The sequence below is a fragment of the Streptomyces sp. NPDC059917 genome, from assembly GCF_042730635.1.
GTDB lineage: Bacteria > Actinomycetota > Actinomycetes > Streptomycetales > Streptomycetaceae > Streptomyces.
In genome coordinates this window covers 192,784-217,136 of the sequence record NZ_JBHWLC010000003.1, presented here as the reverse complement: position 1 = coordinate 217,136, position 24,353 = coordinate 192,784, and the positions used below count along the sequence as shown (strand labels likewise).

The window sequence follows — 24,353 nt, the reverse complement described above, 5'->3', positions numbered from 1 at the left end:
CGGACCACTTCCCGCGAATCCGGGTCCCGCGCGGTCCGGGCGGACCATCATGGGCGACGTCGGACACCGGCAGCCGGGTGGGAGGCGTGGTGGAGCCGCGGGACGGGGACGGGGACGGCGCCCTGGAGGGCCACGACGAGGAGCCGCGCCCGGCCGCACTGGCCGAACTCCGCGCGCGCCTGCTGGACGGCCGCGACAAGGCGGGCCTGAGCATGACGCAGTGGGCCGCGCGGGCGGGGCTGGGGCGGTCGACCCTGTACGGGGTGTTCAAGGGCGCGGAGCCACCGGCGGGCAGAGTCGTGGCCGCCCTCGCGAAGCCGCTGCGCCTGCCCGTGGACCCGCTGCTGGACCTGCGCCGCCGGGCCGCGGCCGGGCCGGGGGAGCCACCGGACGCCGCCGCCGACCCGGCCGGGCCGGGACGGCCCATCGCGCAGTGCGATCCGATCGACCTGGAGGTGCACCCCAGCGCCGATCCCGTCGGCCTGCCCCGCCCCGGCAGCAGGGGAACGGCGGGCTCGGGCGCCCTGCCGGGGTACGTGCGCCGGGAACACGACGCCGTGCTGCGGCGGGCGGTGGACGCGGCCGCCGACGGAACCAGCGCGATGGTGGTGCTGGTGGGATCGTCCTCGACGGGCAAGACCAGGGCCTGCTGGGAAGCGGTCCTCCCGCTGGCCCCGCACGGATGGCGGCTGTGGCACCCCTACGACCCCTCCCGGGCCGAGGCCGCCCTGGCGGACATCGAGCGCGTGGCGCCGCGCACGGTGCTCTGGCTGAACGAGGCCCAGCACTACCTGGGCGCGGACGGCGGCGCCGGCGAGCGGGTGGCCGCGGCGCTGCGCACCCTGCTCGGCGATCCGCGGCGCGCCCCGGTCCTGGTCCTGGCCACCTTGTGGCCCGACTACGCCCGCGCCTACACGGCCCTGCCCGGCGCGCAGCCGGGCCCCGGTCCCGGCGCGCAGGTCCGACAGCTGCTGGAGGGCCGGATCGTCGTCGTGCCCGACGCCTTCGACCGGGAGGCACTGGACGCCGCCGCCGTCCTGGCCGCGGCGGGCGACGTACAACTGGCGGGCTCGCTCGCGCTGGTGAGCGACGGGCACCTGACGCAGCAGCTGGCCGGGGCTCCCCAACTCCTGCACCGCTACCGGGCCGCCGGCCCCGCCGAGCGGGCGCTCCTGCGCGCGGCGATGGACGCCCGTCGGCTCGGCGTCGGGCCGCACCTGCCGGGCTCCTTCCTGACCGATGCCGCCGTGGACTACCTCACCGAGGGCGAGTACGACGCCCTCGCCGACGGCTGGGAGCGGTACGCCTACCCCCGTCTCGCCGAGCCCGTGCACGGGAACCTGGCCCCGCTGCGCCGGATCCGGCCGCGCCCCGTTCGAGGCCCGACCGGTGCGCCCGGCGCATCCGGCCCCGCGGCGCTCCCGGCGCGGGCACCGGGCGGGCCCCGCTACCGGCTCGCGGACTACCTCGAACAGCACGGGCGCGCCGAGGGCCACGCGCAATGCCCTCCGGAGTCGTTCTGGCGGGCGGCCCACGACCACCTCACCGAGGCCGAGGACGTCTACCGGCTCGCCGGGGCCGCGCGCGAGCGCTACCGCTCGCGATGGGCGCGCCACCTCACGGTCCGGGCGGCCGAACTGGGCCATCCGTACGCGCTCGCGAAGATCGCCGCGGAGCGCGAGGCGGCGGGGGACGGCGCGGAGGCCGAGCGGCTGTACCTGCGGGCCACCGAACAGGGCCACACGATCTGCCTGTACGAGCTGGCCCAGAAGCGGGAGCAGGACGTCAGACGCGGATACGGTCCCGCACGCGGGTACGGTCGCGCGCCCGCGTTCGGCCTCCCCGTGTTCGACCCGCCGTCCCCTCCCCGGTCCGACGGCCGGGCCGTCGCACCGGCCGGTGTGTTCCCGCCGTTCCGGCCGCGCGAGCGGGGGACGTCCGGCCGGGCCCGCTGGAGCGGCGGATCCGACGGCTCCTTCCCGAACGGCTTCTTCCTGCGGGACGCGCGGCCGGGCAGGTACCTGACGGACGGGGTCGAGGACGGGACGCGGGACGCGGCGCGGGCGTGGGCCGACGTCGTCCGCCTCTACCGGCTGGCCTCCGACCACGGCACCGCGCGCGCCACGACCTGGTTGGCCCGGCTGGCGGAGGAGGCGGGGGACCGGGACGAGGCCGAGCGCCTGGCCCTGCTGACGTCCGAGCAGGGCCACCCGACCGCCCTGCGGTGGCTGTCGGACCTGCGGGACGCAGCGGGGGAACGGGACGAGGCGGAGCGCCTCGCCGTGCTGGCGGACCGGCGGGCCCACCACCCCGAGGCACTGCAGGGCCTCGCGGGCCGACGGGAGGAGGCGGGGGAGGGGGACGAGGCGGAGCGCCTGGCCCGGTTGGCCGCCCACCACGGCAACCCCCGCGTGCTGTCCCTCATCGCGGGACGGCGCCTCGACGCGGGCGCGCGCGGGGACGCCGACCGGCTCTACCGGCTCGCCGCCGACCACGGCGACGCGCACGGCTTCTACAAGCTCGTCGCGATGCGGGAGGAGGACGGGGAGTTCGAGGAGGCCGAACGACTGGCCTCGCGGAGCGGAGGTCTCACGCACTTCGCGGAGCGGCGCGAGCGGGCCGGGGACTGGGACCGGGCCCTGCGCCTGTACTGGCTGGCCTTCGAGCAGGGCAGCCCGTGGGCCCTGCTCCCCGTCGCGCAGATGTGCGAGCGGGCCGGGTACGAGGAGGACGCCGACCGGCTCTACCGGCTCGCCGCCGACCACGGCGTCCCCCGCGCTCTGCTCCGGCTCGCGGAGCTGCGGGAAGCCGCCGGGGACCGGGCGGAGGCCGAACGGTTCGCCGTCCTGGCCGCCGGCGAGAGGGGGTCCGGGGAGGCCCTCGACCGCCTGGTGGCGAACAGGGACCGGGAGGGCGACGCCGAGGAGGCCGAGCGGCTGGCCGTCCTGGCCGCCGACCGGGGCCACACCCGAGCGCTGGACCGCCTCGCCCTGGAGCGGGAACGGGCGGGCGAGCACCAGGAGGCCGAGCGCCTCGCCCTGCTCGCGGCCGACCGCGAACCCGCGGGCGGATCCAGCGACGCCCTGGACGGGCTCGTCCTGAGCCGCGAGGAAGCCGGTGCCTGGCGGGACGCCGAACGGCTGGCCCGGACGGCCGCCGACCGGGGCCTGGCCGGGGACCTGCGGCTGAGGCAATGGCGCGAGTTGAACTGGCCGTACGGCCTGGAACCGGACGGGACGCGGAGCGCGCCCCCGGAGTGACGGCCGCGTCGGCGACGCCTCAGAGCGTGCCGCCGCTCCGGGGGAGGACGGGGGCTTCGAGCGAGGGATCGATCAGGACGGGGTCCTGCGACCGGGCCCCGGCCAGCACCGCCGGGTCGAGGCGGGCGACGGCCAGCCCGGGGTCGTCGGTACCGGCGTCGCGGAGCAGGGTGCCGTCCGGGTTCCAGACCGCGCTGCGGCCGCAGCCGTCGTACGGGCCGCTGGGACGGCAGTGGTTGGCGAGGAGGACGTAACTGGTGTTGTCCAGGGCCCGCGCGGGGAACACCGTGGCGAGCTGGCGCTCGCCGTTGCCCCGGCCGAACATCGCACCGACCAGGTACGCGTGGGCGCCGCCCCGCACGGCCGCGCGGGCGTGCTCCGGGAAGCCGGAATCCCAACAGATGCCGAGCCCGAGGCGCCACCCGTCCAGCGAGAGCGTGCACCCGCGCGGGCCCGCGCCGAAACCGGCGGCCCGCTCGCCGGGCGTGACGTGCTGCTTGTCGTACCGGGCCGCCCGGTGACCGTCCCGGCCCAGGACCAGGGCCGAGATGCGCAGCTCCCCGGTCCCGTCGTCCCGCGCGGGGACCCCGACGACCACCGCGGTACGGGTCGCGGCGCAGGCGGCGGCCAGGACGTCCAGCCGGGAGTCCCCGGGGACCGGCACGTGCCGGGCGGGGTCGGCGGCGATGCCCGGGAGTTCGTAGCCGGTGAGGAAGAGCTCCGGCAGGACCAGCAGGTCGCCGCCCCGGTCGGCGGCGCGGCGGACCAGATCGGCCGCGGTGGCGGCATTGGCGGCGACGTCCAGCGCGGCGCAGGCGGCCTGGCCCGCCACGACGGTCAGCGGGGCGGCGGGAAGGCCATGAAGATCATCCATGGACCACCAAACTACCCGAGCGGGCCGAGCGGTCCGGGCGGGGTCGGCCGCCCGGATCGCCACCGCCTAGGCGACCGGCACCAAGGGCTCCGGCAGGTACGGGGACCGCACCGGCACCTCCCAGCCGGCCCGGCGGGCCAGGCAGACCAGCGCCAGGACGTCCGGATTGAGCAGGGCGTCGGGGTCGGTGGCGTTCTCGCCGACCTCGTAGTGGTCGCGGTGGTCCTCCAGCGCGTCCGCCAGCGCCAGCGCGAAACCCTCCCGGTCGCCCGCGGCCAGCTGCGACAGCAACACCACCGGCGGGAGCAGGTAGTTGAGGTCGCGCATCCGGAACGCCTCCGATGCCGCCGCGCGCAGCGCGGGCTCCGCGTCGGCCCCGCGCAGGTGGTCGTGGAGCGCCGTCGCGTAGGCACGGACCGCCGTCGCGCGGCCGCCGCCGCCGAAGGGGTCCGGGCCGATCCGGACGCACTCGGCCAACAGGGCCTCCTCCCCCGAGACCACGGCCGCCGCCGTCGCCCGCAGCCACTGCACCGGGCCCAGCGCGTTCGGGCGGCCCCCCGCGGGCAGCGCGCGCGTCACGCCGCCGACACTCACCTCCCGCTCGGTGTCCGGCTCGGCCGCCGCCAGTTGGAAGGCCGCCGTCCCCGCCTCGGCGGCGCGCACCAGTGCACCGCGCCCGTCGTCCGCGGTGCGACCGTCCGTCACCCGCCGTTGGAAGATCCGGTACTGGTTGTCCATCAGGCCCGGCAGCCCCCGCGCGACGTGCTCCGGTCGCTCCTCGGGATCGGCGAACTCCGCCGCGCTGCGCCCCAGGTACTGGTCGTAGCGCTCGGCCCGCGCGGCCTGCTCGGCCCGCGCCGCGTCGCTCGGCTCCTGGCCCCGCGACCGGCGCGGCCCGTCCACCACCAGCGGTCCGGCGGCCAGCGCCGCGAGGGCGTCCGGCCGCTTGTCCGCGCCGAAGGCCCGAACCCGTGGCACCGGCGGGGCGAAACCGCCGAGCGCGGCCGCGGGCAGGTACGCGCAGTCCACACCGGGCTCCCAGCCCTTCCACCGCTGCGCCAGTGAGGCGAGCGCGAGGGCGTCCAGCGGCAGCAGCGAGCGCGGGTGCGGCTTCGCCGTCGCCGCCTGCCGCTCCCGGTACCGCGTCAACTGCTCGGCCAACGCCGCCGTGAAGGCCTCCCGGTCGTCCGCCGCCAGCGCCCGCAGGGTGGCCAGCGCCGCCCGGTCGTGGGACCGGTCGCTACCCGGGCCCAGCTCCCGCACCAGTACGTCGATGAACGCGGCGCGCTGCTCGTCGGTGACCGGACCCGCCGCGCCGCCCGCACCGGCGCTCCCGAGGACCCCGTACACGAAGGCGGAGAGGGCGTGGACGAGCGCCACGTCGGCCCGCCCCTCCTGCCCGTCGCGCGGCGGCGCCGCACTGAGGAAGAGCGCCCCGTCGCGGTCGGTGTCCCCGGCGACGCACGCGAGGAAGAAGGTGTCCAGCCAGTCGTGGGCGGACACGTCGCCGGCGGGCTCCTCCCGGTCGTAGACCACCCCGGTACCGGTGTACTCGATGAAGACGTCCCCCACCCGCTGGGGCCACGCGGTCAGGGCGAACGAGCCCATCGCGGCCGCGGCGGCCGACTCGAAGGCGAGCTTGCAGTCCTTCCCGGCGAGCTCCGGATTGTCCACGGACCGCGCACCCACGTAGTCGAGGAAGGACTCGCAGATCATCTCCCAGCCGTACTGCGGGGATTCGTCGTGCTGCATCCGGTGCACGTCACCGGCCATCCGCTCGGCGAAATCCGCGACCGCGGCGGACAACGCCGCATCCCCGACCGCATGGCGCTCGATCCGCACCCGTAACCTCCCACGATTCCCTGCCGGATGGCCTCATCCGATCTTGTCCGGCCAGCATAGGCGGGGGGTCCGACAACGGGCCCGACGCCGCTTCGGCGCTGGTGGAGGCGGTGCGCCCACCCCGTGCGTCCGCACGGCGCGGGTCGGTTAATCGATACCGGCGGGCCGCGGCCCCGGGGCAGACTGGAGGCTCGCAACCAGGAGGAATCCCATGAGCCAGGCGCCCCTGACTCTCAAAGAACTGATGCCGCCCGACGAGCTCGCGGCGGCCCTCGACGCCGGGCACGTCACGCGCAAGTCGCACCCCGAGCTGCCGCTGTCGATCTACACCTACACGCGGACCTGCCAGTACGAGCGGGTCTGGAACCGGGTCACCACCCGGTGCCGGGGGCTGGTCGCCGACGACGCGACCGGCGAGATCGTCGCACTGCCCCTGCCGAAGTTCTTCAACGTCGGTGAGCACACGGCCGGTCAGCCCTACGCGCCGGACCTGCCGGACGAGCCCTTCGAGGTCTACGAGAAGGTCGACGGGAGCCTCGCCGTCGTCTTCCACTACGCCGGAGCGTGGCGGGTCGCGTCCAAGGGGTCGTTCATCAGCGAGCAGGCCACCTGGGCCCAGCGGTACCTCGACGCCGAGGACACCGCCGCGCTCGTCCCGGGCGTGACCTACCTGGCCGAGATCCTCTACCCGCAGAACCGGATCGTCGTCGACTACGGCGACCGCCGGGACCTGGTGCTGCTCGCCGCGATGGACCGCGACGGCACCGAACTGCCGCTGGCGTCCGCCGCGCGCGGCTGGGAGGGGATCGGGTCCGTCGTCACCACGTGGCCCGCGATGCCGCTGGAGGAGCTGATCGCGCGGACCGAGTCCAGCACGCTGCCGGACGGCGCGGCGGCGACCGGCACCGACGCCGAGGGCTTCGTGCTGCGCTACGCCTCCGGTGTCCGGGTGAAGGCCAAGATCGCCGAATACGTACGCCTCCACAAGGTCCTGACCGGCGTCACCGAACGCGACATCTGGCGCGGACACGGCATCCAGCGGTTCGCCGCCCTGCCCGCCCGGCAGGTCGCCCAGGGCCTCGGCTGCTCGCTCGCCGAGGTCCGCGCCCACGGCGGCGCCCCGCTCGACGCGCTCCTCGAACAGGTCCCGGACGAGTTCGACAGCTGGGTCCGCGAGATGATCGCGGGGATGGAGCGTGCCGCGACCGACCGCGAACGCGCCATCGACGAGGCCTTCCGGGAGATCGCGCACCTCGGCGACGACCGGGGCGCCTTCGCCCGCGCCGCGCGGGCGGTGGCCGACCCGGGCATCCGGGCGGCCGTGTTCCTGCGGCTCGACGCACGGCCGACCGACCTCGTCACCTGGCGGGCGGTGCGGCCGCAGGCGTCCGACCCGTTCACGACCGATGAGGAGAACTGACCAGTGCCTGTCGTCCACGTCATGACGGGGCTGCCCGCGTCGGGCAAGACCACCGCCGCGCGCTCGCTCCAGGCGGAGTCCGGGGGCCGGATGCGCCGCGTCAACCTCGATGACCTGCGGGCCATGCTCGACGTCCCCGCCGCGGAGGGGGAGCGGTCCTTCGCGCACGAGCAGACCGTCCTCGCGATCCAGGACGCCGCGGTGCGCACCGCCGTCGAGGGCGGGTTCGACGTGGTCGTCGACAACACCCACCTGACGCAGCACATCCCCAAGCGGCTGAAGGCGGCCGTGGCGGGGCGGGCCACCTTCGTCGTCCACGACTTCACGGACGTGCCGGTCGAGGAGTGCGTGCGCCGGGACGCCGAGCGGGAGCGCTCCGTCGGCGAGGAGATCATCCGGATCCTCGCCGAGAAGCACGCGAAGGCCACCAAGGGCGGCTGGCGGCTCACCGAAGCCTGGCTGAACGACCAGCCCGACGTCGAGCCCTACGTCGCGGATCCGGCCCTGCCGGCCGCCGTGATGTGCGACATCGACGGGACGCTCGCGCTGCGCGGCGACCGCGGCCCGTACGACTTCTCGCGCTGCGGGACCGACCTCCTCAACGCGTCCGTCCGGCACGCCCTCACGGCCTTCCGGCGGGCCGACGGCGACACCATCGTGCTGCTGTCGGGGCGCAGCGAGGAACACCGTCCGCAGACGGAGGAGTGGCTCGCGCGCTACGACGTGCCGTACGACGAGCTGTGGATGCGGGCCTCCGGCGACCACCGGCAGGACGACGTGGTCAAGGCCGAACTCTTCGACCGGCACGTGCGCCACCGCTTCGCGGTCCGCGTATCGCTGGACGACCGGGACCGGGTGGTCGCCATCTGGCGCCGGATGGGGCTGCCCACCTGGCAGGTCAACTACGGGGCCTTCTGAGCCCGCACCCGGGCGGCCCGCGGCCTCCCTTCGGACCTCGCCGGTCCCCGGAAGATCCCTCCCCCCGGAGGGCAGGCCGGGGACGGCGGGATCCGAAGGAGGCGGCCCGGCGCCGGGCCGCCGGTCCGGCCCCCGCCGCCCTCACCGCCCTCACGCCGTGTCGGACTCCTCGCAGGGCTCCTCCTCCGAGCCGTCCCCGTGCCCCGGCGGGCAGGGCGGACACAGCCGGGCGTACACGGCCATGACCTCCTCCACCACCTGGTTCCGCTTGCGCAGGCACGCCGCCCTGCGCGACTCCTCCTTGCACGTCAACTCGGCCCGCGCCCCCTCCAGGGCGGCGATGGCCCGCCACCCCTTGAGCACGCACAGCAGCACCTTGCACAGGCACTCCACGTAGGCCGAGACGGTGGCGAAACCGCGCCACGCGTCGTGGATCCGGCGCCGCAGCACCAACAACCGGGCGTACAGCCGCACGACGTCCTTGCCCACGACCGGGTCGGCGGCGTCGGCGAGCAACTGTGCCGCGTCCGCCCGGATCCGGGCGGCCCGCTCCGGCAGCGCCGTCAGCTCCCCGTCCAGGGAGACGAAGCACGCCGTGTCCCGCAGCACCTCCGCCGTGTAGCGGGCGATCCGGGCCGACAGCGTGGCGACGGTGTCGTCCTCCCCGACCCCGTCGTCGAAGTCGCAGTCGCAGTCGTCCACACAGCAGCCCCAGCCGTCCGAGCACTCGCCGATCTCCTCGAACACCTCGTCCACGGCCTCGCGCAGGCAGTGCCGCTGCTCGGGCGTGATCCGGCAGCGGATCTGCTCGCGGACCCGGTCGAGGACCTCGCCCGCCACCTCCAGATCGCCCTGGGCGGTGTGCCGGGCCTTCGCGTACTCCACGCGCGCGGCGCCCAGCTTCTCCTGGAACTCGCGCAGCTGCGGCAGGTGTTCCTGGGTGACCTCGGCCCGGCGCTGGATCCCCTTGGCGCTGCACGCGAGATCGTCGATGGCGCCGAGGTCACAGTCGGTGCCGGCCGGCCGGGGGTGCGAGGTGCTGCTCATGGGGGCTCTCCTTCTCGATGGGGCAGGCGCACCGAGTGTGGGCCGCCGGGTGTCACCGGTCCGTCGCCCGCGGCCCGCAACGCGGGCGTGACGGGCGGGCCGCAGCATCGGAGCATGGCTGGATACCGGGCACTCGCCGCCGTGGGGCGCAGCGTCGTGACGCTGCTCAACGCGGGCTTCCGCGCGGAGATCCCCGACGAGCGCCGCCCGGAGGCGGTCCTCGCGGGGCCCGTCGACTTCGACCGGGTGGGCACCACGGACGCGCTGATCCGCCGCCCGGCCGTCACCGTCTACTGCTACCGGCTGAGCGTCGACCACGACACCCGGCCCGCGTGGGCCGCCCTGGCGGCGCGGGACGGGCTGCCCCGACTGCCGCTGCGGATGCACCTGTTGATCGCGGCCTGGGACGAGGTCGTGGAGTCCGAGCTGGAATGGCTCGGGCTCGCCGTCCGGATCCTGGAGAGCGCGGGACCCCTCACCGGACCGCTCCTGGACCCGACCGGCGGCTGGCTGCCGGGGGACACCGTACAGATCGTGCCCGACGAGCTGGCGATGGATTCGATGAGCGAGGCGTTCCAGGCGATGACCACCGACTACCGACTCTCCCTGCCCTACCTCGCCCGGGTCGTGCGCATCGACGGCCGCCGCTTCCCGGTGCCCGGCGAGGTCACCACGGTGGCCGTCGCCCGCTCGGAGCCGCCGCGATGACCGGCCCCGCGGAGCCGGACCCGCGGCTCACCGCCGCCCCCGGGACGCCGGTCGTGCTGCACCGGCTCGCCCTCGCCGTCCGCCCCCTCGACGCCCACACCCGGGGCCCGGCCGGTCCCGGTCTGCGGGTCGGCTGGGAATCCGCCCGGATCCCCGGCCGCCGTCCCGGGCCGGACGACCCCGTGCGGGCCCTGGAGCGCCACGAACCGTCCGGATTCGTGCTCCGCTACGGGACGTCGGGCGCCCCCGGCGAAGTCGGCGCCTCCGTGCGCGTACGCATCGACGACCCCGCCCGCCGCTGGATCCCGCGCCGGTTCGCCGTGGCGCTGTGGACCCGCGCCGAGCTCGCCGCCGCCGACGACGCGGCGCCCACCGGGCCCCGGGTCCGCGCCGACGCACGGCTGCTGCTGCCCTGGCTGCTCCCCGGGCCCGCCTACCCCGTCCCCCAGGGCATGACGGGGCTGCGGCTGCGCGTCACCCGCCCGGGACCAGGATCGGCCGAACCCGTGCGCTGGCCCCGGATCGAAGCCTTCGGCCCGGGCGGCGCGCTCCTCGGCTGGGCGCACGGCGACGAGCACGGACAGGCACTGCTGCTGATCGGCGGCGCCGCGCCCCTGCCCTTCCCGTCACCGCCCCGCGTCGCGATCGCCCTGCGCACCCACGCCCCGGACCCGGCCCCGCCGACCGGCGGGCCCCGGCCGCCCGACCCGCTCGCCGACCTGGTCGCGGAGGCCGTCCGGCGCAGCGCCTCCCCGCCCGGCCCCCAGGACCTCGACAACGACGTGCTGCGCGGCCTCGCCCCGCCGGCCGGCTACCGCACCTGCGCCGCGGACACCGTCCGCACCCTCACCGTCGGCCAGGTGCTCCCCACCGACGACCTGCTCCACACCACCGACCGACCCGTGAGCGAGGAGAGCCGTACATGCCCGAGTACCTGACCCCCGGCGTCTACGTCGAGGAGACCAGCTTCCGCTCCCGGTCCATCGAGGGCGTACCGACCAGCACCTTCGCCATGGCAGGGCGCACCGCGTACGGCCCCGTGCCCTACACCCTGCCCGACGGCGGCCCCACGGTCCTGCCCGCGCCGACCCTGGTCACCAGCTACACCGAGTACGAACGGGCCTTCGGCGGCCTCACCATCGGCGAGGACAACTGCCAACTGGCCCTCGCCGCGCGCGCGTTCTTCGCCAACGGCGGACGCCGCCTCTACGTCTCCCGGGTCTTCTCCTTCACCCGGACCGCCACGACGCCCCCCGTCATCGACGTCCCGCGGAACTTCGCCTCCGTCCAGGCGCCCGCGCAGGGAGCCCCGCTGGTGCGCTGGCGGGCGCGCTGGCCCGGCTCGGCGGGCTCCCGGATCAGCGTCGCCGTGACCTTCCGCCGGGGCAAGAACATCCTCGTCCCGCGCCCGGGCGCGCTGCCCCGGCTCACCGGAGTGCGGCCCGGAGCCGCCGTGGAGGTCCTCCCGCTCGCCGGGGGCGAGGCCCCGTCCCTCCCCGACACCACGGCGCCGACGCCCTCCGCCGTCCGCGTCGTGGCCCGCCGCGCCGACGGCGAGCTCGGGTACCTCGGCCCGCAGGGCGCCTTCGAGTCCGTCTCGGCCGGCACCGCGGCCTTCCACCTCACCCTCGCCGTGACCGTGCGCGCCGGGGGCGAGCGCACCGACGTGTACAACGAACTGGAGCTGGACGACGCCCACCCCCGCTCGGTGGCCCGCGTCCTGCAGGCCGCCGACCCCGCCGACGAGTTCGCCCTGGTCTGGCTGGAGAACGTACCGCCCGCGACCGGCGCGCAGCCGGTGACCGCGGGCGCCCGGTTCGCCGCGCTCCTCACCTCGCCGCAGGGCCTCTACCTCGCCGGGGGCGGCGACGGGGACGCGCTCTCGGCGGCGGACCTCGGCGGCCGGGACGCCAACCCGGACAGCCTGACCGACCCCGCCCGCGGCCTCGGCGCGCTCGCCGAGATCGACGACATCGCCATCGTCGCCGTCCCGGACACCGTCACCCTCGCCGCCGCGGAGCAGAAGGCGGCCGTCGACCTCCTCATCGGCCACTGCGAGCGGCTCCGCTACCGCATGGCGGTCATCGACCCGCCCCCGGACAGCTCGATCTCCGAAGTCCGCCGCTTCCGCGCCCAGTTCGACAGCAAGTACGCGGCCCTCTACTACCCGTGGGTCAGGATCACCGACCCGGCCCGCCGCGCCGACCCCGGCGCCCCCGCGGCGCTCCTGGACGTACCGCCCTCGGGCTACGTCGCCGGGATCTACGCCCGCAGCGACATCGAGCGCGGAGTCCACAAGGCCCCGGCCAACGAGGTCCTCCTCGGCATCGACGACTTCACCACGAACGTCACCTACGACCGCCAGGCCGTGCTCAATCCCGAAGGCATCAACGCCCTGCGCTTCTTCGAGGGACGCGCCCGCCGCGTCTGGGGCGCCCGGACCATGAGCTCCGACCCCGAGTGGAAGTACGTGAACGTCCGCAGGCTCTTCATCTACCTGGAGCACTCGATCGACAAGTCGACCCAGTGGGCGGTGTTCGAGCCCAACAATGAACGGCTCTGGGCCTCCGTCCGCCAGTCGGTCGAGGACTTCCTCGTCGCCACCTGGCAGACCGGCGCCCTGCTGGGCACCAAGCCCGAGGACGCGTTCTTCGTCCGTTGCGACCGCACCACGATGACGCAGAACGACCTCGACAACGGACGGCTGGTCTGCCTGGTCGGCGTGGCCCCCACCTACCCTGCCGAGTTCGTCGTGTTCCGCGTCGGACAGTTCACGGCCGATGCCCAGCGCACCTGACGCGCCCCGCCACAAGCAGCCGGAAGACCGGGAGACAGACCCATGGCCACGCGCACCAACCCCTACGGAGCCTTCAACTTCCTCGTCCAGCTCGGCAACACGAGCGCCGGCCTGGAGGGGGACATCGGCGGCGGCTTCTCCGACTTCAGCGGAGCGGGCAACGAGGTGAAGTTCTCCGAGTACCGCAACGGGAACGACCACTTCAACCACGTCCGGAAGATCGCCAACACCAACACCACGGACGACGTCACCCTCAAGCGGGGCATCATCGGCGACCTGCGGCTCTTCAAGTGGATCGCCGACACCCGCAGCGGCATCTACCTCCCCCTCACCGTCACGGTGACGCTCCACGACGAAGGGCACCTCCCGGTCTGTTCCTGGCGGCTGAACCAGGCCCAGCCCAAGAAGTGGGTCGGTCCCACCCTCCAGGGCAAGGGCGGGGGCGAGGTCGCCATGGAGGAGCTGCACCTCGTCGCCGAATCCATCGACTTCCTGTCGCTCTCCTCGTGACCCCCCTCGGACCGCGGTTCGGCGCACCCGGCGTCTACCGGGAGGCCCGCCGCCCGCCGCCCTCCTTCGGCCCGGTGCGCCTGGACGTCGCCGGGTTCGTCGGCGTGGCCCCGCGCGGCCCCGTCGACACCCCGGTCGCCGTCGACCGCTGGACGGACTACCTCGACCGCTTCGGCGGCTTCGAGGGCCCGGGCCTGCTGCCCTACGCGGTACGGGCGTTCTTCGCACAGGGCGGGGTCCGCGCCCACGTGCTGCGCGTGGCCCCCCTCCCGCGGGCCCCGCACCCCGCCGCCCAACAGGCCCACGCGCTGCACCGGACCCGGCTCGGCGCCGCCGCGGGCGCGGCCGCGGGGAGCGGCGCCGAGGTGGACCTGCGGGCCCGTGACGAAGGCGCTTGGGGCGGGCGGCTCGCCGTCCGGTGGGAGTTCACCGGAGCCGAGCAGTTCGCCGCCGTGGTGACCGGGCGCGAGCTGGCCCTGCCCGAGGCCCGGATCCCGCCCGTCGGAAGCGTCCTGCGGCTGCGGGGCAGGGGGCTGCCCACCACCGGGGACTTCTTCCGCGTCACCGGCTTCGCCGACGCGCCGTCCGCCGGCGGCCCCGGTCCCGGACCGGCGGCCGGGGGGCCGCGGCGCCGGAGGGCCCTCCTGGACCGGCCGCCCGTCACCGGCCCCGGCGGCCGGACCGTCACCCTGGCCGTGGAGGCCGAGGCCGTCACCGTCACCGTCACCATCACCGACCCCGACCCTGCCCGCCCCCGCCGGGAGCGGTTCGCGGGGCTCGGCCTCTGCGGCGACCACCCCCGCCCCGCCGCCGCTGTACTGGCGGCCGAATCCCTCCTCGTCACCCCCGACGGGACCTGGCCCGACCCCTTGCCGCCGCCCGACGGCAGGCTGGGCTCCGCCCTCTCCCGGCCGGTCCGCCCGGGCCTCGACCGCTACGCCGGGATCGGCCCCGACAGCTTCCAGGGCCCCGGCCCCGTCGACCTGCTGCCCGTCGGCGGCGGCGAGGCCGTCGAGGATCCCGGTGCGGCGCCGGGGACCGGCCCCGCCCCGGCCGTGGGCATGGACCGGATGGCGCTGGTCACCGAGGTCGCCCTGCTCGCCGTACCCGACCTGCTGTGGGAGTACGCCGAGGCGCCCGAGAGCACCGAACTCCCCACCCGGACCCCGCCCGGCGCGGTCTTCGCCCCCTGCCCGCCCCCGTCGCCGCCGCTGACCTCCCGATCCGCCGCCGCACGGGAGTTCCTGCTGGACGGGGTCACGCGGTTGCCCGAGATCCTGCGCCGCCAGCAGCGGCTCGTGGCCCTCGCCGAGCGGCAGCGGCGCTTCGTCGCCCTGCTCGACGTACCGCCCCGGCTCCCCGTGCGCGCCGTCGCCCGCTGGCGCGCCGCCTTCGACAGCTCCTACGCCGCCGCCCATCACCCGTGGCTCGGCGTGATGCCCGCGGACGACCCCCGGGGCAGCGCCGTCCTCGTCCCGCCCAGTGGCTTCGCCGCGGGCATCATCGCCGAGCGCGAACGGCGCCTGGGCCTGCCCTGGGGACCCGCCAACGAACTGGCCGCCGAAGCCGTGACCGCGGCCCAGCCGCTCGCCGAGGCCGACCACGACGCCCTGCACCTGCTCGGCATCGACGTCTTCCGGGCCGAGCGCGACGGCTTCCGGCTCGCGTCCGCCCGGACGCTCTCGGGCGACCCCGACTACCGCCAACTGAGCGTGCGCCGCCTGATGACCATGCTGCGCCTCGCCCTCGACCGGCAGGCCCAGGTCCTGGCATTCGAACCCCACTCGCCCGAGCTCCGCGCCGAACTGCGGGGCGCCGTCGTGCAGTTGCTGCGCGGACTGCACCGCTCCGGGGCGTTCGCGGGCGACCGCGAGGAGGAGTCCTTCTTCGTGCGCTGCGACGAACGCCTCAACCCCGCCTGGTCCCAGGACCTCGGGCGGCTGGTCGCCGAGATCGGGGTCGCACCGGCGCAGCCCCTGGAATACCTCGTCCTGCGGATCTCCCAGGACGCTGACGGCGCCGTGGCGGTGGGGTGAGCCGTGGCCGACGCCGTACAGACCTTCCGCTTCCGCGTCCGGCTCACCCGCAGCGCCGCCCCGGGCCGCACGGACCTGCCGCCCCCCGTCCTCGCGCACGTGACCCACGCCGCCCCCGCGGCGGCCGTCGGCGCGACCGGAGCGGACCGCGGACCCGCCGCCCCGGCGCCCGAACGGCTCGGCGACGGCGGGTTCCAGGAGTGCACCGGGCTCGGCCTGGAGGTCGACGTCCGCGAGCACGCCCAGGGCGGGGCGAACGACGGGTCGGTGCGCCGACTGGGCCGGGTCCGGCTCCAACCGCTCGTCCTCAGGCGCGGCATGTTCCTGGCGACACCGGACGGCAGCGCCGACACCGGCCTGTGGGACTGGCTCCAGGACGCGGTCGGCGGCGCCGCGCCCCCGGTCCGCTACGACGGGGACATCGAGGTGCTCGACCCCACCGGGCAGCGGGTGGTGGCCCGTTGGACCTTCACCCGCGGACTGCCACTGAAGATCATCGGCCCATCGCTGCACGCGAAGACGGGGGAGATCGCCATGGAGGAACTGCACATCGCCCACGAGGGCCTGCGGCTGGAGCGCACCACGTGAGCGCCCCCCTCGCCCAGGCCACCCTGCAACGCCTGGCGCGCGGCGGCGCCGGAGCCAAGGACCAACCACCGCTGGTCGTCGACGACGGCCCCGCCGTGCCCGTCCAGTTCAACCCCACCTCCCTGCGGATCAGCCGCAACAACAGCGTTGATCGCGGCGGCGCCACCACCCGTTCCCAGAAGCGCCAACATCCCGCGACGGAAGGCTCCACCCTCACCTTCGACCTGGAGTTCGACACCACCGAGCAGCGCTCCGGCGGCCAGTACGTCGACGTGCGCCGCTGGACCGCCCTGGTCCGCCAGTACGCCGAACCGCCGCCGGACCGGCCCGCCGACCCGCCGCCCGTCGTCCGCTTCGTCTGGGGCACCCTGCGCTACAACGGCATCGTCACCCAGATCACCGAAGAGCTCGACCACTTCGCCCCCGACGGCACCCCGCTGCGCGCCAAGGTCGGCGTCACCCTCGTCGAGCAGAACTTCGCCTACGAGGCCCACGCCGAGGGACCCGGTACGCGCGACGCCCGAGCCGCCACCGAACCGGGCGCCCCCCGCACCGGCGCCGCGCCCGGCACCTCGGGCACCGGCCGCCCGAACCGGGTGGTGCGGGCGCGGGAAGGGGAATCGGCGCAGCAGGTCCTCTCCCGCCTGGGGCTGGACCCGGCCGGGTGGCGCGGTGCGATGAACGGGCTGGACAGCCCGCTGACCCTGGCGGCCGGGGCCGCCGTACAGCTCGGCGCCGAGGTCACCGTCCCCTTCGCCGGGGCCGGGCCCTTCGCGGCGACCTCCGCCGGTGGGGTGGCGGCGACCTCCGTGGCGGGACTCGCCGGCGCCCTCGGCATCGGCGTCGACGTGGCGCCCGGGGAGGGAGCCGCGGGCCACGGCGGAGCGGCGGATCCGGTCGCGGCGGGCTTCGCGCTGTCGGCCGGCGGCGGCATCGCCGCGGCGGCGGCCGCGGTCACGGGCGCCGCGGTGGACCGCGCCACCGCCCGGGCCCGGCAGTCCTTCGAGGTGCCACCGGCCGCGGGCCGGGCCACCGCACCGCCCGCCACCTCGCCGTACCCGGCCGCGACACCGGCCCCCGGCCCGGCCGCGCCCGACCGGCGCTCGCTCGGCTACGGCCGGGGCGTACCACTGCGCGCGCGTGCCGATCCCGGGACCCTCGCCGAGGTCGAGGCGGGCGGCGGCCGCAGCCTCGCCGACCGGGCCCGCCGCCAGGAGGTCCCGGCGCCCGACCCCGGCGCCGCGCCGTGGGAGCGGCTCCCGCCCGATCCGCCCGGCCGCGCCGCCGCCGACTGCGAGCAACGCCGCCGTGACGCGGGCCCCCGCACCCTGGGATGGACACCGCGAGGAGGCCCGCCATGAGCGTGTACATCGGAGAACTGCACACCGACGTCGTGCCCGCCGCCGGACAGGGCCCGACGGCCCCGGCGGGCGGCGCCGCGGATCCGCACGCCGCAGCCGACCGCCACCGGGAGGCCCGCGAGCGCGCCGCCTGGCTCGCGGCCCGGACCGGCGCGGAGGCCTTCGATGACTGAGCCGGTGGTCGCGGCCGTATCACCCGTCTTCGAGGTCGGCGGCGCGCTGGTCAGGGACCTCGCGCGGGACTGCGTCCACCTCGACGTCGCGGAGGGGACCGAGGGCCTGCGCACCCTGCGGGCGCACTTCCTCGCCGTCGGCGCCGGGGCCAAGGGACCGCAGGACCGCCTGCTGCACCTCGACGGGAGCACCATCGGCCTCGGCAGCGCCCTCAAGGTCGCCCTCGGCCCCGCGGACCGGCTGCGCCACGTCTTCGACGGGGTGGTCTCCGCCGTCGAGCTGGTCCTCGGCGACGGCGAACCGCCCCAGGTCCTCGTGCACGCCGAAGACGCCCTGATGCGGCTGCGGATGACCCGCCGGGTGCGCACCTACCGGGAGACGACCGACGCCGCCCTCGCCGAAGCCGTCGCCGCCGAGCACGGCCTCGGCGCCGAGGCCGACGCCCCCGGCCCCCGCTACGACCTGGTCCACCAACTCAACCAGAGCGACCTCGCCTTCCTGCGCGAGCGGGCCCGGCTCATCCAGGCCGAGCTGTGGGCGAGCGGACGCACCCTGCACTTCCGCCCCCGCGGCAGCCGCGGCGGCACCCCCCAGACCCTGGTCTACGGCAGCGAACTGCTCTCCGTCCGGCTCGTGGCCGACCTCGCCCACCAGCGCAGCGAGACCGTCGTCACCGGCTACGACGCCGAGCGCGGCGCGGGCATCGACGAGCGTGCCGGCCCCGAGGTCGTGGAGGCCGAGACGACGGGCGGCCGCACCGGCGCCCGGTTGCTGACCCAGACCCTCGGCCCGGCCACCAGCCTGCGGATCCGCGAGAGCGCCCTCACCGCCGAGGAGGCCCGGGCCTGGGCCCGCGCCGAAATGCTGCGCCGCGGACGCCGGTTCGTCAGCGTCGCGGGCACCACCCACGGCAGCCCCGACCTGGTCGTCGGCGGCCGGCTCACCCTCCGCTCCGTCGGCGCGCCCTTCGAGGGGGAGGGGTACCACGTCACCCGGATCCGGCACACCTTCGACCCGGAGCACGGCTTCCGCACCCGCTTCGACGCCGAACGCCCTTCATTGAACGAGGTGGTGCGATGACCCTGCCCGCCCCCGCGGACGGCTCCGTCCCCGGATACTTCGGCGTCTACCCCGCGTTCGTCACCGACATCGTCGACGAGAAGCGGCTCGGCCGCGTCGAGGTGCGCTTCCCCTGGATGGGCGAGGAGGGCGAGCGCGACGTCCGCGCCTGGGCCACGCTGTGCTCGCCGTACGCCGACGACGAGCAGGGACTGCTGGTGCTGCCCGAGGTCGACAGCCAGGTCGTCGTCGCCTTCGAAGCGGGCAACCCGCGCCGCCCGTACGTCCTCGGCGCCGCCTGGCACGGCAGCGCGGCCCTGCCCCACACACCACAGCCGTCCAACGACCTGCGCCAGCTGCGCTCCCGGCAGGACAGCAGGCTCCAGTTCGACGACACCCCCGGCGCGGCCAAGGTCCGGATCACCATGGCCTCCGGCCACGAGGTGACCCTCGACGACGCCGCGCAGCAGATCACCATCCGGCACAGCGGCGGCTGCCTGGTCCGACTGACCGGCGGCGCCGTGGAGATCCAGGCCGTGTCCTCCCTCGACGTCACCGCGCCCGTGGTCAACGTCACCGCCGGATGCTCCACCTTCAGCGGGATCGTCCGGGTCGGCACCCTCCTGGTCGACCAGGGGATCGTGTCCCCCGCCTACACGCCCGGCGCCGGGAACATCTGGTGAGCGCCGCCGAGCACGGCTTCCGCGCGCTCGCCCCCTGGTACACCTGCGAGCGCGGCGGGTTCGACCGCTTCGACCCGAGGGCGCTGGCCCCGGCCCTCCAGAAGTACGACCGCGCCGACCTCGTCACCCGGCTCCTCGCGGACCCGCGCGACTCCCTGCGCTTCGACCGCGCCGAGGACGTCTGGTCCTACCCGGTGCCCGTCGCCCTCGGCGACCGGGAGCCGGGCCGGGCCCGCTTCGCCACCCACCGACTGGTCCGCACCGGGCTGCGCAAGCTCTACCAACCCAGCCACGACCGGTTCTACGCGGTCGTCGTCGAGCTGTTCTGCGACCGGCCCGGGCTGCCCCGCCCGCAGTCCGCGCAAGGGCTGGAGGTGGGGTTCGTGATGCGCCGCCGCCGGATGGACCTGACCGCGCCGCCGCAGGTCCTGCGCAGGCTCGCGGGTCGGCTCACGGCGGAGCTGCTCGGCGCGGAGCGGGCCCCGGCGGGCCTCGTGACCTCGGAGGCCGGGGACGTCCTGCGCGCGGACCTGGCACGGACCCGCTTCGCCGAGGAGCAGCGCGCACTGCTCGACCAAGTGGGCCTGGAGGAGCACACCGAGGCGTGGATGACCGGACCCGCCGGCGGGCAGTGGCGTCCCCTCGGCGGGAGCGCTCCGCCCGGCCGCCCGGCCGACCGGGAACAGGAGTTCCCGATGTGGCGGCTGCCGCCGCGCTCCGGTGACTGCCCGGACCGACCGGCACCACCCGCCCGCTCCCTCTGGTTCGGCCTGGTACCGGTCTCCTCCGGCGACCACGACGACCTCGGCGCCCCCAAGCTCGATCCGCAGTCCCTCTATGAACTGACCTGCTTCGTACGGCGCCCCGCGCGGCCCGGGCACGAGCACTGCCCGGTGGAGACCTCGTGGAGCGCACCGACGGAGAGCTTCCGCCTGGCCGCCTTCTACGATCCGGAAGGCACCAAGAACCGCACGACCTCGCTCACCCTGCCGGACCTGAGGGCGGTCGCCGCCCGCGCGGGCGGCCCGCCCGGGCTCGGGGGAGTGGCCGTCACCAGTCCGCCGGGCTCGCAGTTCTCCTTCGATCCCGGCGGCGGCACCCCGAGCGGCGGCTCCGTGGGCGGCACCACGGCCCGCACCTGCACCTTCGCCCTCGAAATCCTCATGATCGTGGCGTTCTTCGTCTTCAGCCTGTTCCTGCCGATCGTGGTGTTCCTCTTCCAGCTCTGGTGGCTGCTGGCGCTGCGCTTCTGCCTGCCCCCGTCCGTGGAGGCGCTCGCCGCGCTCAAGGCCTACTTCGCGGCCGGCGGCAAGCTGTCCACGATGGGCGACGACGAACGGGCCCACCTGGACACCCTCCTGGGCAGCCCCGGCGCCGCCGCCCGGCTCCAGGACCCCGGCAGCGGTTTCGCCGACGAGGACGGGGACGACCTCCTCGACGCCCTGACCCCGCCGCCGCCCGGGCCCGTGCCACGACCCGAACCGGAGACCTCGCCCCCCGACCCGCTGTGCGGGGCCGGAGGATGAGCGCCCGCGCGGAACCGGTGCCGGTGCGGGCGCCGGAGGCGGCACCTTTGCCCGCGAAGGTCCCGGCTCCGGTCCCGACGGGAGTCGCACCAGGTGGGGCGCTCGTCGAGGAACTGGTCCTGCGAGGGGGCGCGGAGCTGACCGCCTCCCCCGCGATCGCCGCCCACCTGGACGCCCTGGGGGCCGCGGGGGGACCGGTCCCGGTCCGGCTCGGACAGCTGGCCAGGGGCACCCTGAACCTGCGGCGGACGGAGGGCGGCGCCCTGGTCACCGGACCGGGCGACGCCTTCCAGTCGATCCCGCTCCCGCACCCCCTGCTGCACCCGCTGCGCGCCCGGGGGATCGAGCCGGTCCTCGCGCTCCGGGTCCACGACGGCGTGCTGGAGGGCCACGCCGGCGCGGTGGTCAAGGGCAGACTGCTCGACGGCGGCCGGGCCCTGCTCGACCTCATGGAACAGCACCCCGACGCGCTGGGCTGGGCGGGCCTGGGCGGCCTGCGGCTGCCCGGCGTGGAGAACGAACTGCGCGGCACGACCCTGGTGGTGAACGTCAGCGGGATGTCCTTCGCCCTCGGCGGCTTCCTGAGCGCCACCGGCGCCTTCGGCCTCGCCAACGAGGTGGTCACCTTCGACGCGGTCGCGCGCGGAGCGGTGGCCGGCCTGGGCGCGGTGGCGGTCCCGGTCCGGCGCGGTCCCGACGGCGCCCTGACCGGGAGCGCGAGCGTCGACGTACTGCTGCGCGGATTCACCGGCCAGGTGACGGCGGCCTTCGGGGCGGGCGCCGTCGACGTGCGCGGGACGGTGCGCTACACGAACGAGAAGTTCGACGGCGAGGTCACCCTGGTCGCCACCGACGCGAAGACGGCCAAGGAGCTGACGGACAGCAAGCTGCCCGACCGGGCGAAGGCGGCGGCCCCACCCCCGGCCACCGGCGCCCCGGAACCGGCCGCGCCGTCCTCCGCCCCGGCCCCGGCGGCGGTCGCCGCACCGGGGCCCCGGGTGGTCGCGGGCTGGGGCACGCTCCAGGTCAGGCTCGCCGACTGGCTCAGCGGCGAGGCGCTCGTGATCGTCGACCACCTCGGCGACGTCACCGTGGTCGGCAAGATCGCCCCCCGGATGGACAAACCGCTCTTCGCGGAGCGCCGCTACCAGAAGCAGCTCGCCCGCTTCGAGGTGCGCGCGGCCTACGGGGTCCCGCTCGTCGGCAACGTCTTCCTCTTCGCGAACATCGGTCTCGAAGCCCTCGCGGTGCTGGGCCCGGCCACCCTCGACCACATCGAACTGACCGGAACCTGGTCGACCAAGCCCGAGGTGCTGCGCGACTTCGGGCTGACCGCGACCCTCAACGTCTCCGCCTCCGCCGGGCTCCGGCTCACCGCCGAGGGCGGCGCCGGAGCCACGCTCGTCGGTCACGACATCAAGGCGGGCCTCGCGCTCAGCGCGCTCGCGGGCATCCGCGGCTACGTCGAGGCCACCCCCCGGATCGGCTACCGCGAGGTCGCGGACCCCAAGGCGGGCAAGCACGGCGAGTTCTTCCTCGCCGGTCACATGGAGCTCGCCGCCCAGCCGTTCCTGGGCCTCGGCGGCGAACTCTTCGTGGAGCTGGACAGCCCCTGGTGGTCCCCGGTCCCCGACCACCGGTGGGACTGGCCCTTGTTCCAGCGGGAGTACCCGCTGCCGGGCGAGTTCGGGATCGGGGCCGACGTGGAGCACGTCGTGGGCTCGGGGAAGGTGCCCGAAGTGACCTTCGGCGAGGTGGACTTCGCCCCGGAGAAGTTCCTGTCGGACCTGGTCGGCGACCGACTGCCCGCGAAGACGGCGACGGACGAACCGAAGCGCGGCAGCTGGTCGGACCCGGGAGGCGCGGCGCCGCCGGTTGCCGGGGCGGGCAAGGCGGCGGGGGCCACCCGTCCGGCCACCCCGCCGCCCACCGCCAAGGGGGCCGGTGCCACCCCACCCCCGGGGACGAAAGCAGCCGGGGCGAAACCGGCCGGGACGAAAGCGGCCGGGACGAAAGCGGTCGGCGCGAAGGCGGGGCCGGACGCGCCCGTCGTGCCCGCGTCCGCCGTCCAGGAACGCTGGCTCACCGGCCTCAAGGCGCTCGGCGAGGTCGCCGCGAAGTCCCACCGCGACCCGTACGACGCGGTCGAACTCCGGGACGCCCTCGCCGGCATCAAGAGGACGCACGGCTTCACCGCACTGGAGGCCGAACTCCACGGCCACGCCTGGCAGATCACGGCCTCGATGAACCCCACGACGCACAACATCCCGCTCGTGGAGGCCGACACCGCGGCGAAGCCGACCGCGGAGGTGCCCGTCCCGGACGACGAGGAGGCCCGCGTCCACCTGGCGGCCCTCAACCGGAGGATGGAGGCCGTCGGAGCCGGGAAGGTGGGACAGGGCAGCACCCCGGTGGAACGGGCGATCCTCCGGGACGCGTATCCCGACATCGCCCCCGCCCTGGTCACCCGGGGGATGGTCATGGTCCACATCAGAGAGCTGGACGCCCGCAAGGCCAACGGCGTCAAGCAGGACCTGATCGACGCCGAACGCGCGAAGAAGCGGGAGCGGGCCGGCCGGTCGGTCTACGACACGCTGGAGGACACCAAGGTGCCCGCGACGCACCGCACCGCGACCTACCAGCGGGCCGGTGGCAAGGACGAGTACGGCGCGAACCCCGTCCCGCGCGCGTCCTGGAGCGTGGACCACGTCGTGGCGAAGAAGGAGTTCGCCGAGATCCCCGACGTCGCACGGCTGCACCACGAGGAGCGGGTGGAGCTGGTGCACCAGCCGGGCAACCTGCGCATGCAGGCCAAGGGCCCCAACTCCTCCCGCCAGGAAGTGCCCTGGCCCCAGTGGGCCGGAGCCCGCAAGTGGTACCCGCAGGAGCGCATCAACGAGGCCATCAAGTGGTACCACGAGGCGAAGACGCTGCTGCTGGGGCAGATAGCCAAGATCCTCGGCAGACGCCGGGGATGAGGCCCTCCGTGGCGGGACCCCTCGCCACGGCCCGCCGGAAACGTTGCGGTGACGGTCCGTGCGGAGCATGGAGGGCATGGCAGCAATCGACGCCCTCACCTCCGCCCCCGGCGGCTACGGACCGGGAGCACCATCCGCAGGCGAGACCTGGACCGGGACCGGGATCCGGTTCCCGCTGCGCCCCTCGGCGGCGGGCACGGCGGGAAGCGGACCGGCGCCCGGGGACCGACCCGGAGCCCCCGCCTGGCTGAGCGGGCCCGCCGTGGTCCGGCAGTCGATCGAGACGATCCTCGACACCGAGCCCGGCGAGCGCGTCATGCGGCCCACCTTCGGCTGCGGACTGCGCCGCCACCTGATGGCACCGAACACCCCGGCCACCCGCGGCGCCATCAGCGCGGAGATCAGCGAGGCGCTCACCCGTTGGGAGCCGCGGATCAGGGTCACCGAGGTCGCCGTGACCCCGGGGGAGGAGCCGACCATGGTGTGGATCGACATCGCCTACGTCCACCTCCTGGACCTGCGCCCCGACAACCTCGTCTACCCCTTCTACCTGCGATAGCGGAGGGACGGGA

19 protein-coding genes are annotated in these 24,353 nt (G+C 75.6%); 16 read left to right on the top strand and 3 right to left on the bottom strand.

Annotated elements, in window-relative coordinates:
• Positions 1–86: 86 nt before the first annotated feature.
• Complete coding sequence (locus ACFWAR_RS03210; RefSeq protein WP_385772559.1) at positions 87–3,260, top strand: transcriptional regulator; 3,174 nt, start codon at positions 87–89, stop codon at positions 3,258–3,260.
• Between the two features lie 19 nt (positions 3,261–3,279).
• Here ACFWAR_RS03210 and ACFWAR_RS03205 read toward each other — a convergent pair whose 3' ends face one another.
• Together ACFWAR_RS03205 and ACFWAR_RS03200 are read right to left on the bottom strand one after the other, a co-directional pair.
• Positions 3,280–4,134, bottom strand: a complete 855-nt coding sequence (locus ACFWAR_RS03205) for a carbon-nitrogen hydrolase family protein (RefSeq protein ID WP_385772558.1) — start codon at positions 4,132–4,134, stop codon at positions 3,280–3,282.
• Between the two features lie 66 nt (positions 4,135–4,200).
• Entirely contained in the window at positions 4,201–5,940 is a 1,740-nt protein-coding gene (locus ACFWAR_RS03200; protein WP_385772557.1) for an Imm49 family immunity protein, read from the bottom strand.
• 247 nt (positions 5,941–6,187) lie between these two features.
• Here ACFWAR_RS03200 and ACFWAR_RS03195 point away from each other — a divergent pair, with 247 nt between their 5' ends.
• Together ACFWAR_RS03195 and ACFWAR_RS03190 are read left to right on the top strand one after the other, a co-directional pair.
• Positions 6,188–7,396 carry an RNA ligase gene (locus ACFWAR_RS03195; protein WP_385772556.1) on the top strand — a complete coding sequence of 403 codons (1,209 nt, stop codon included), beginning with the start codon at positions 6,188–6,190 and terminating at the stop codon, positions 7,394–7,396.
• Between the two features lie 3 nt (positions 7,397–7,399).
• The gene (locus ACFWAR_RS03190; protein WP_385772555.1) at positions 7,400–8,314 is read left to right on the top strand and encodes an AAA family ATPase; all 915 of its coding nucleotides are present in this window, start codon (positions 7,400–7,402) and stop codon (positions 8,312–8,314) included.
• A 150-nt stretch (positions 8,315–8,464) separates the two neighbouring features.
• Here the strand turns inward: ACFWAR_RS03190 and ACFWAR_RS03185 are convergent, their stop codons facing one another.
• Positions 8,465–9,361, bottom strand: a complete 897-nt coding sequence (locus ACFWAR_RS03185; protein WP_385772554.1) for a hypothetical protein — start codon at positions 9,359–9,361, stop codon at positions 8,465–8,467.
• Positions 9,362–9,475: 114 nt separating this feature from the next.
• On the opposite strand from ACFWAR_RS03185, the gene ACFWAR_RS03180 reads away from it, so the two are divergent.
• The 13 genes from ACFWAR_RS03180 to ACFWAR_RS03120 all read left to right on the top strand — a co-directional run bounded on the left by ACFWAR_RS03180 (position 9,476) and on the right by ACFWAR_RS03120 (position 24,340).
• Positions 9,476–10,069 carry a DUF4255 domain-containing protein gene (locus ACFWAR_RS03180; RefSeq protein ID WP_385772553.1) on the top strand — a complete coding sequence of 198 codons (594 nt, stop codon included), beginning with the start codon at positions 9,476–9,478 and terminating at the stop codon, positions 10,067–10,069.
• Positions 10,066–11,007, top strand: coding sequence for a hypothetical protein (locus ACFWAR_RS03175; RefSeq protein ID WP_385772552.1), 942 nt, complete (start codon positions 10,066–10,068; stop codon positions 11,005–11,007). The genes ACFWAR_RS03180 and ACFWAR_RS03175 overlap by 4 nt, the downstream gene beginning before the upstream one ends.
• On the top strand, positions 10,992–12,866 hold the full coding sequence (locus ACFWAR_RS03170; protein ID WP_385772551.1) for a phage tail sheath family protein: 1,875 nt from the start codon (positions 10,992–10,994) through the stop codon (positions 12,864–12,866). Before ACFWAR_RS03175 ends, ACFWAR_RS03170 begins: the two co-directional genes overlap by 16 nt.
• Before the next feature lie 42 nt (positions 12,867–12,908).
• Positions 12,909–13,376: a phage tail protein gene (locus ACFWAR_RS03165; protein ID WP_385772550.1), complete on the top strand. Its 468-nt coding sequence runs from the start codon at positions 12,909–12,911 to the stop codon at positions 13,374–13,376.
• Positions 13,373–15,412, top strand: coding sequence for a phage tail sheath C-terminal domain-containing protein (locus ACFWAR_RS03160; RefSeq protein ID WP_385772549.1), 2,040 nt, complete (start codon positions 13,373–13,375; stop codon positions 15,410–15,412). Before ACFWAR_RS03165 ends, ACFWAR_RS03160 begins: the two co-directional genes overlap by 4 nt.
• A 3-nt stretch (positions 15,413–15,415) precedes the next feature.
• Positions 15,416–16,000 (top strand): phage tail protein, encoded by a 585-nt coding sequence (locus tag ACFWAR_RS03155; RefSeq protein ID WP_385772548.1) that lies wholly within the window; start codon positions 15,416–15,418, stop codon positions 15,998–16,000.
• A complete protein-coding gene (locus tag ACFWAR_RS03150) occupies positions 15,997–17,361 on the top strand; it encodes a hypothetical protein (protein ID WP_385772547.1) in 1,365 nt (454 codons plus the stop codon). Before ACFWAR_RS03155 ends, ACFWAR_RS03150 begins: the two co-directional genes overlap by 4 nt.
• Positions 17,358–17,534 (top strand): hypothetical protein, encoded by a 177-nt coding sequence (locus tag ACFWAR_RS03145; protein ID WP_385772546.1) that lies wholly within the window; start codon positions 17,358–17,360, stop codon positions 17,532–17,534. Before ACFWAR_RS03150 ends, ACFWAR_RS03145 begins: the two co-directional genes overlap by 4 nt.
• On the top strand, positions 17,527–18,615 hold the full coding sequence (locus tag ACFWAR_RS03140) for a phage late control D family protein (RefSeq protein WP_385772545.1): 1,089 nt from the start codon (positions 17,527–17,529) through the stop codon (positions 18,613–18,615). Before ACFWAR_RS03145 ends, ACFWAR_RS03140 begins: the two co-directional genes overlap by 8 nt.
• A complete protein-coding gene (locus tag ACFWAR_RS03135; protein ID WP_385772544.1) occupies positions 18,612–19,277 on the top strand; it encodes a phage baseplate assembly protein V in 666 nt (221 codons plus the stop codon). Before ACFWAR_RS03140 ends, ACFWAR_RS03135 begins: the two co-directional genes overlap by 4 nt.
• A complete protein-coding gene (locus ACFWAR_RS03130; protein ID WP_385772543.1) occupies positions 19,274–20,803 on the top strand; it encodes a hypothetical protein in 1,530 nt (509 codons plus the stop codon). The genes ACFWAR_RS03135 and ACFWAR_RS03130 overlap by 4 nt, the downstream gene beginning before the upstream one ends.
• The gene (locus tag ACFWAR_RS03125; protein WP_385772542.1) at positions 20,800–23,781 is read left to right on the top strand and encodes a hypothetical protein; all 2,982 of its coding nucleotides are present in this window, start codon (positions 20,800–20,802) and stop codon (positions 23,779–23,781) included. Before ACFWAR_RS03130 ends, ACFWAR_RS03125 begins: the two co-directional genes overlap by 4 nt.
• Before the next feature lie 76 nt (positions 23,782–23,857).
• Positions 23,858–24,340: a GPW/gp25 family protein gene (locus ACFWAR_RS03120; RefSeq protein ID WP_385772541.1), complete on the top strand. Its 483-nt coding sequence runs from the start codon at positions 23,858–23,860 to the stop codon at positions 24,338–24,340.
• The last annotated feature ends 13 nt before the right edge of the window (positions 24,341–24,353 follow it).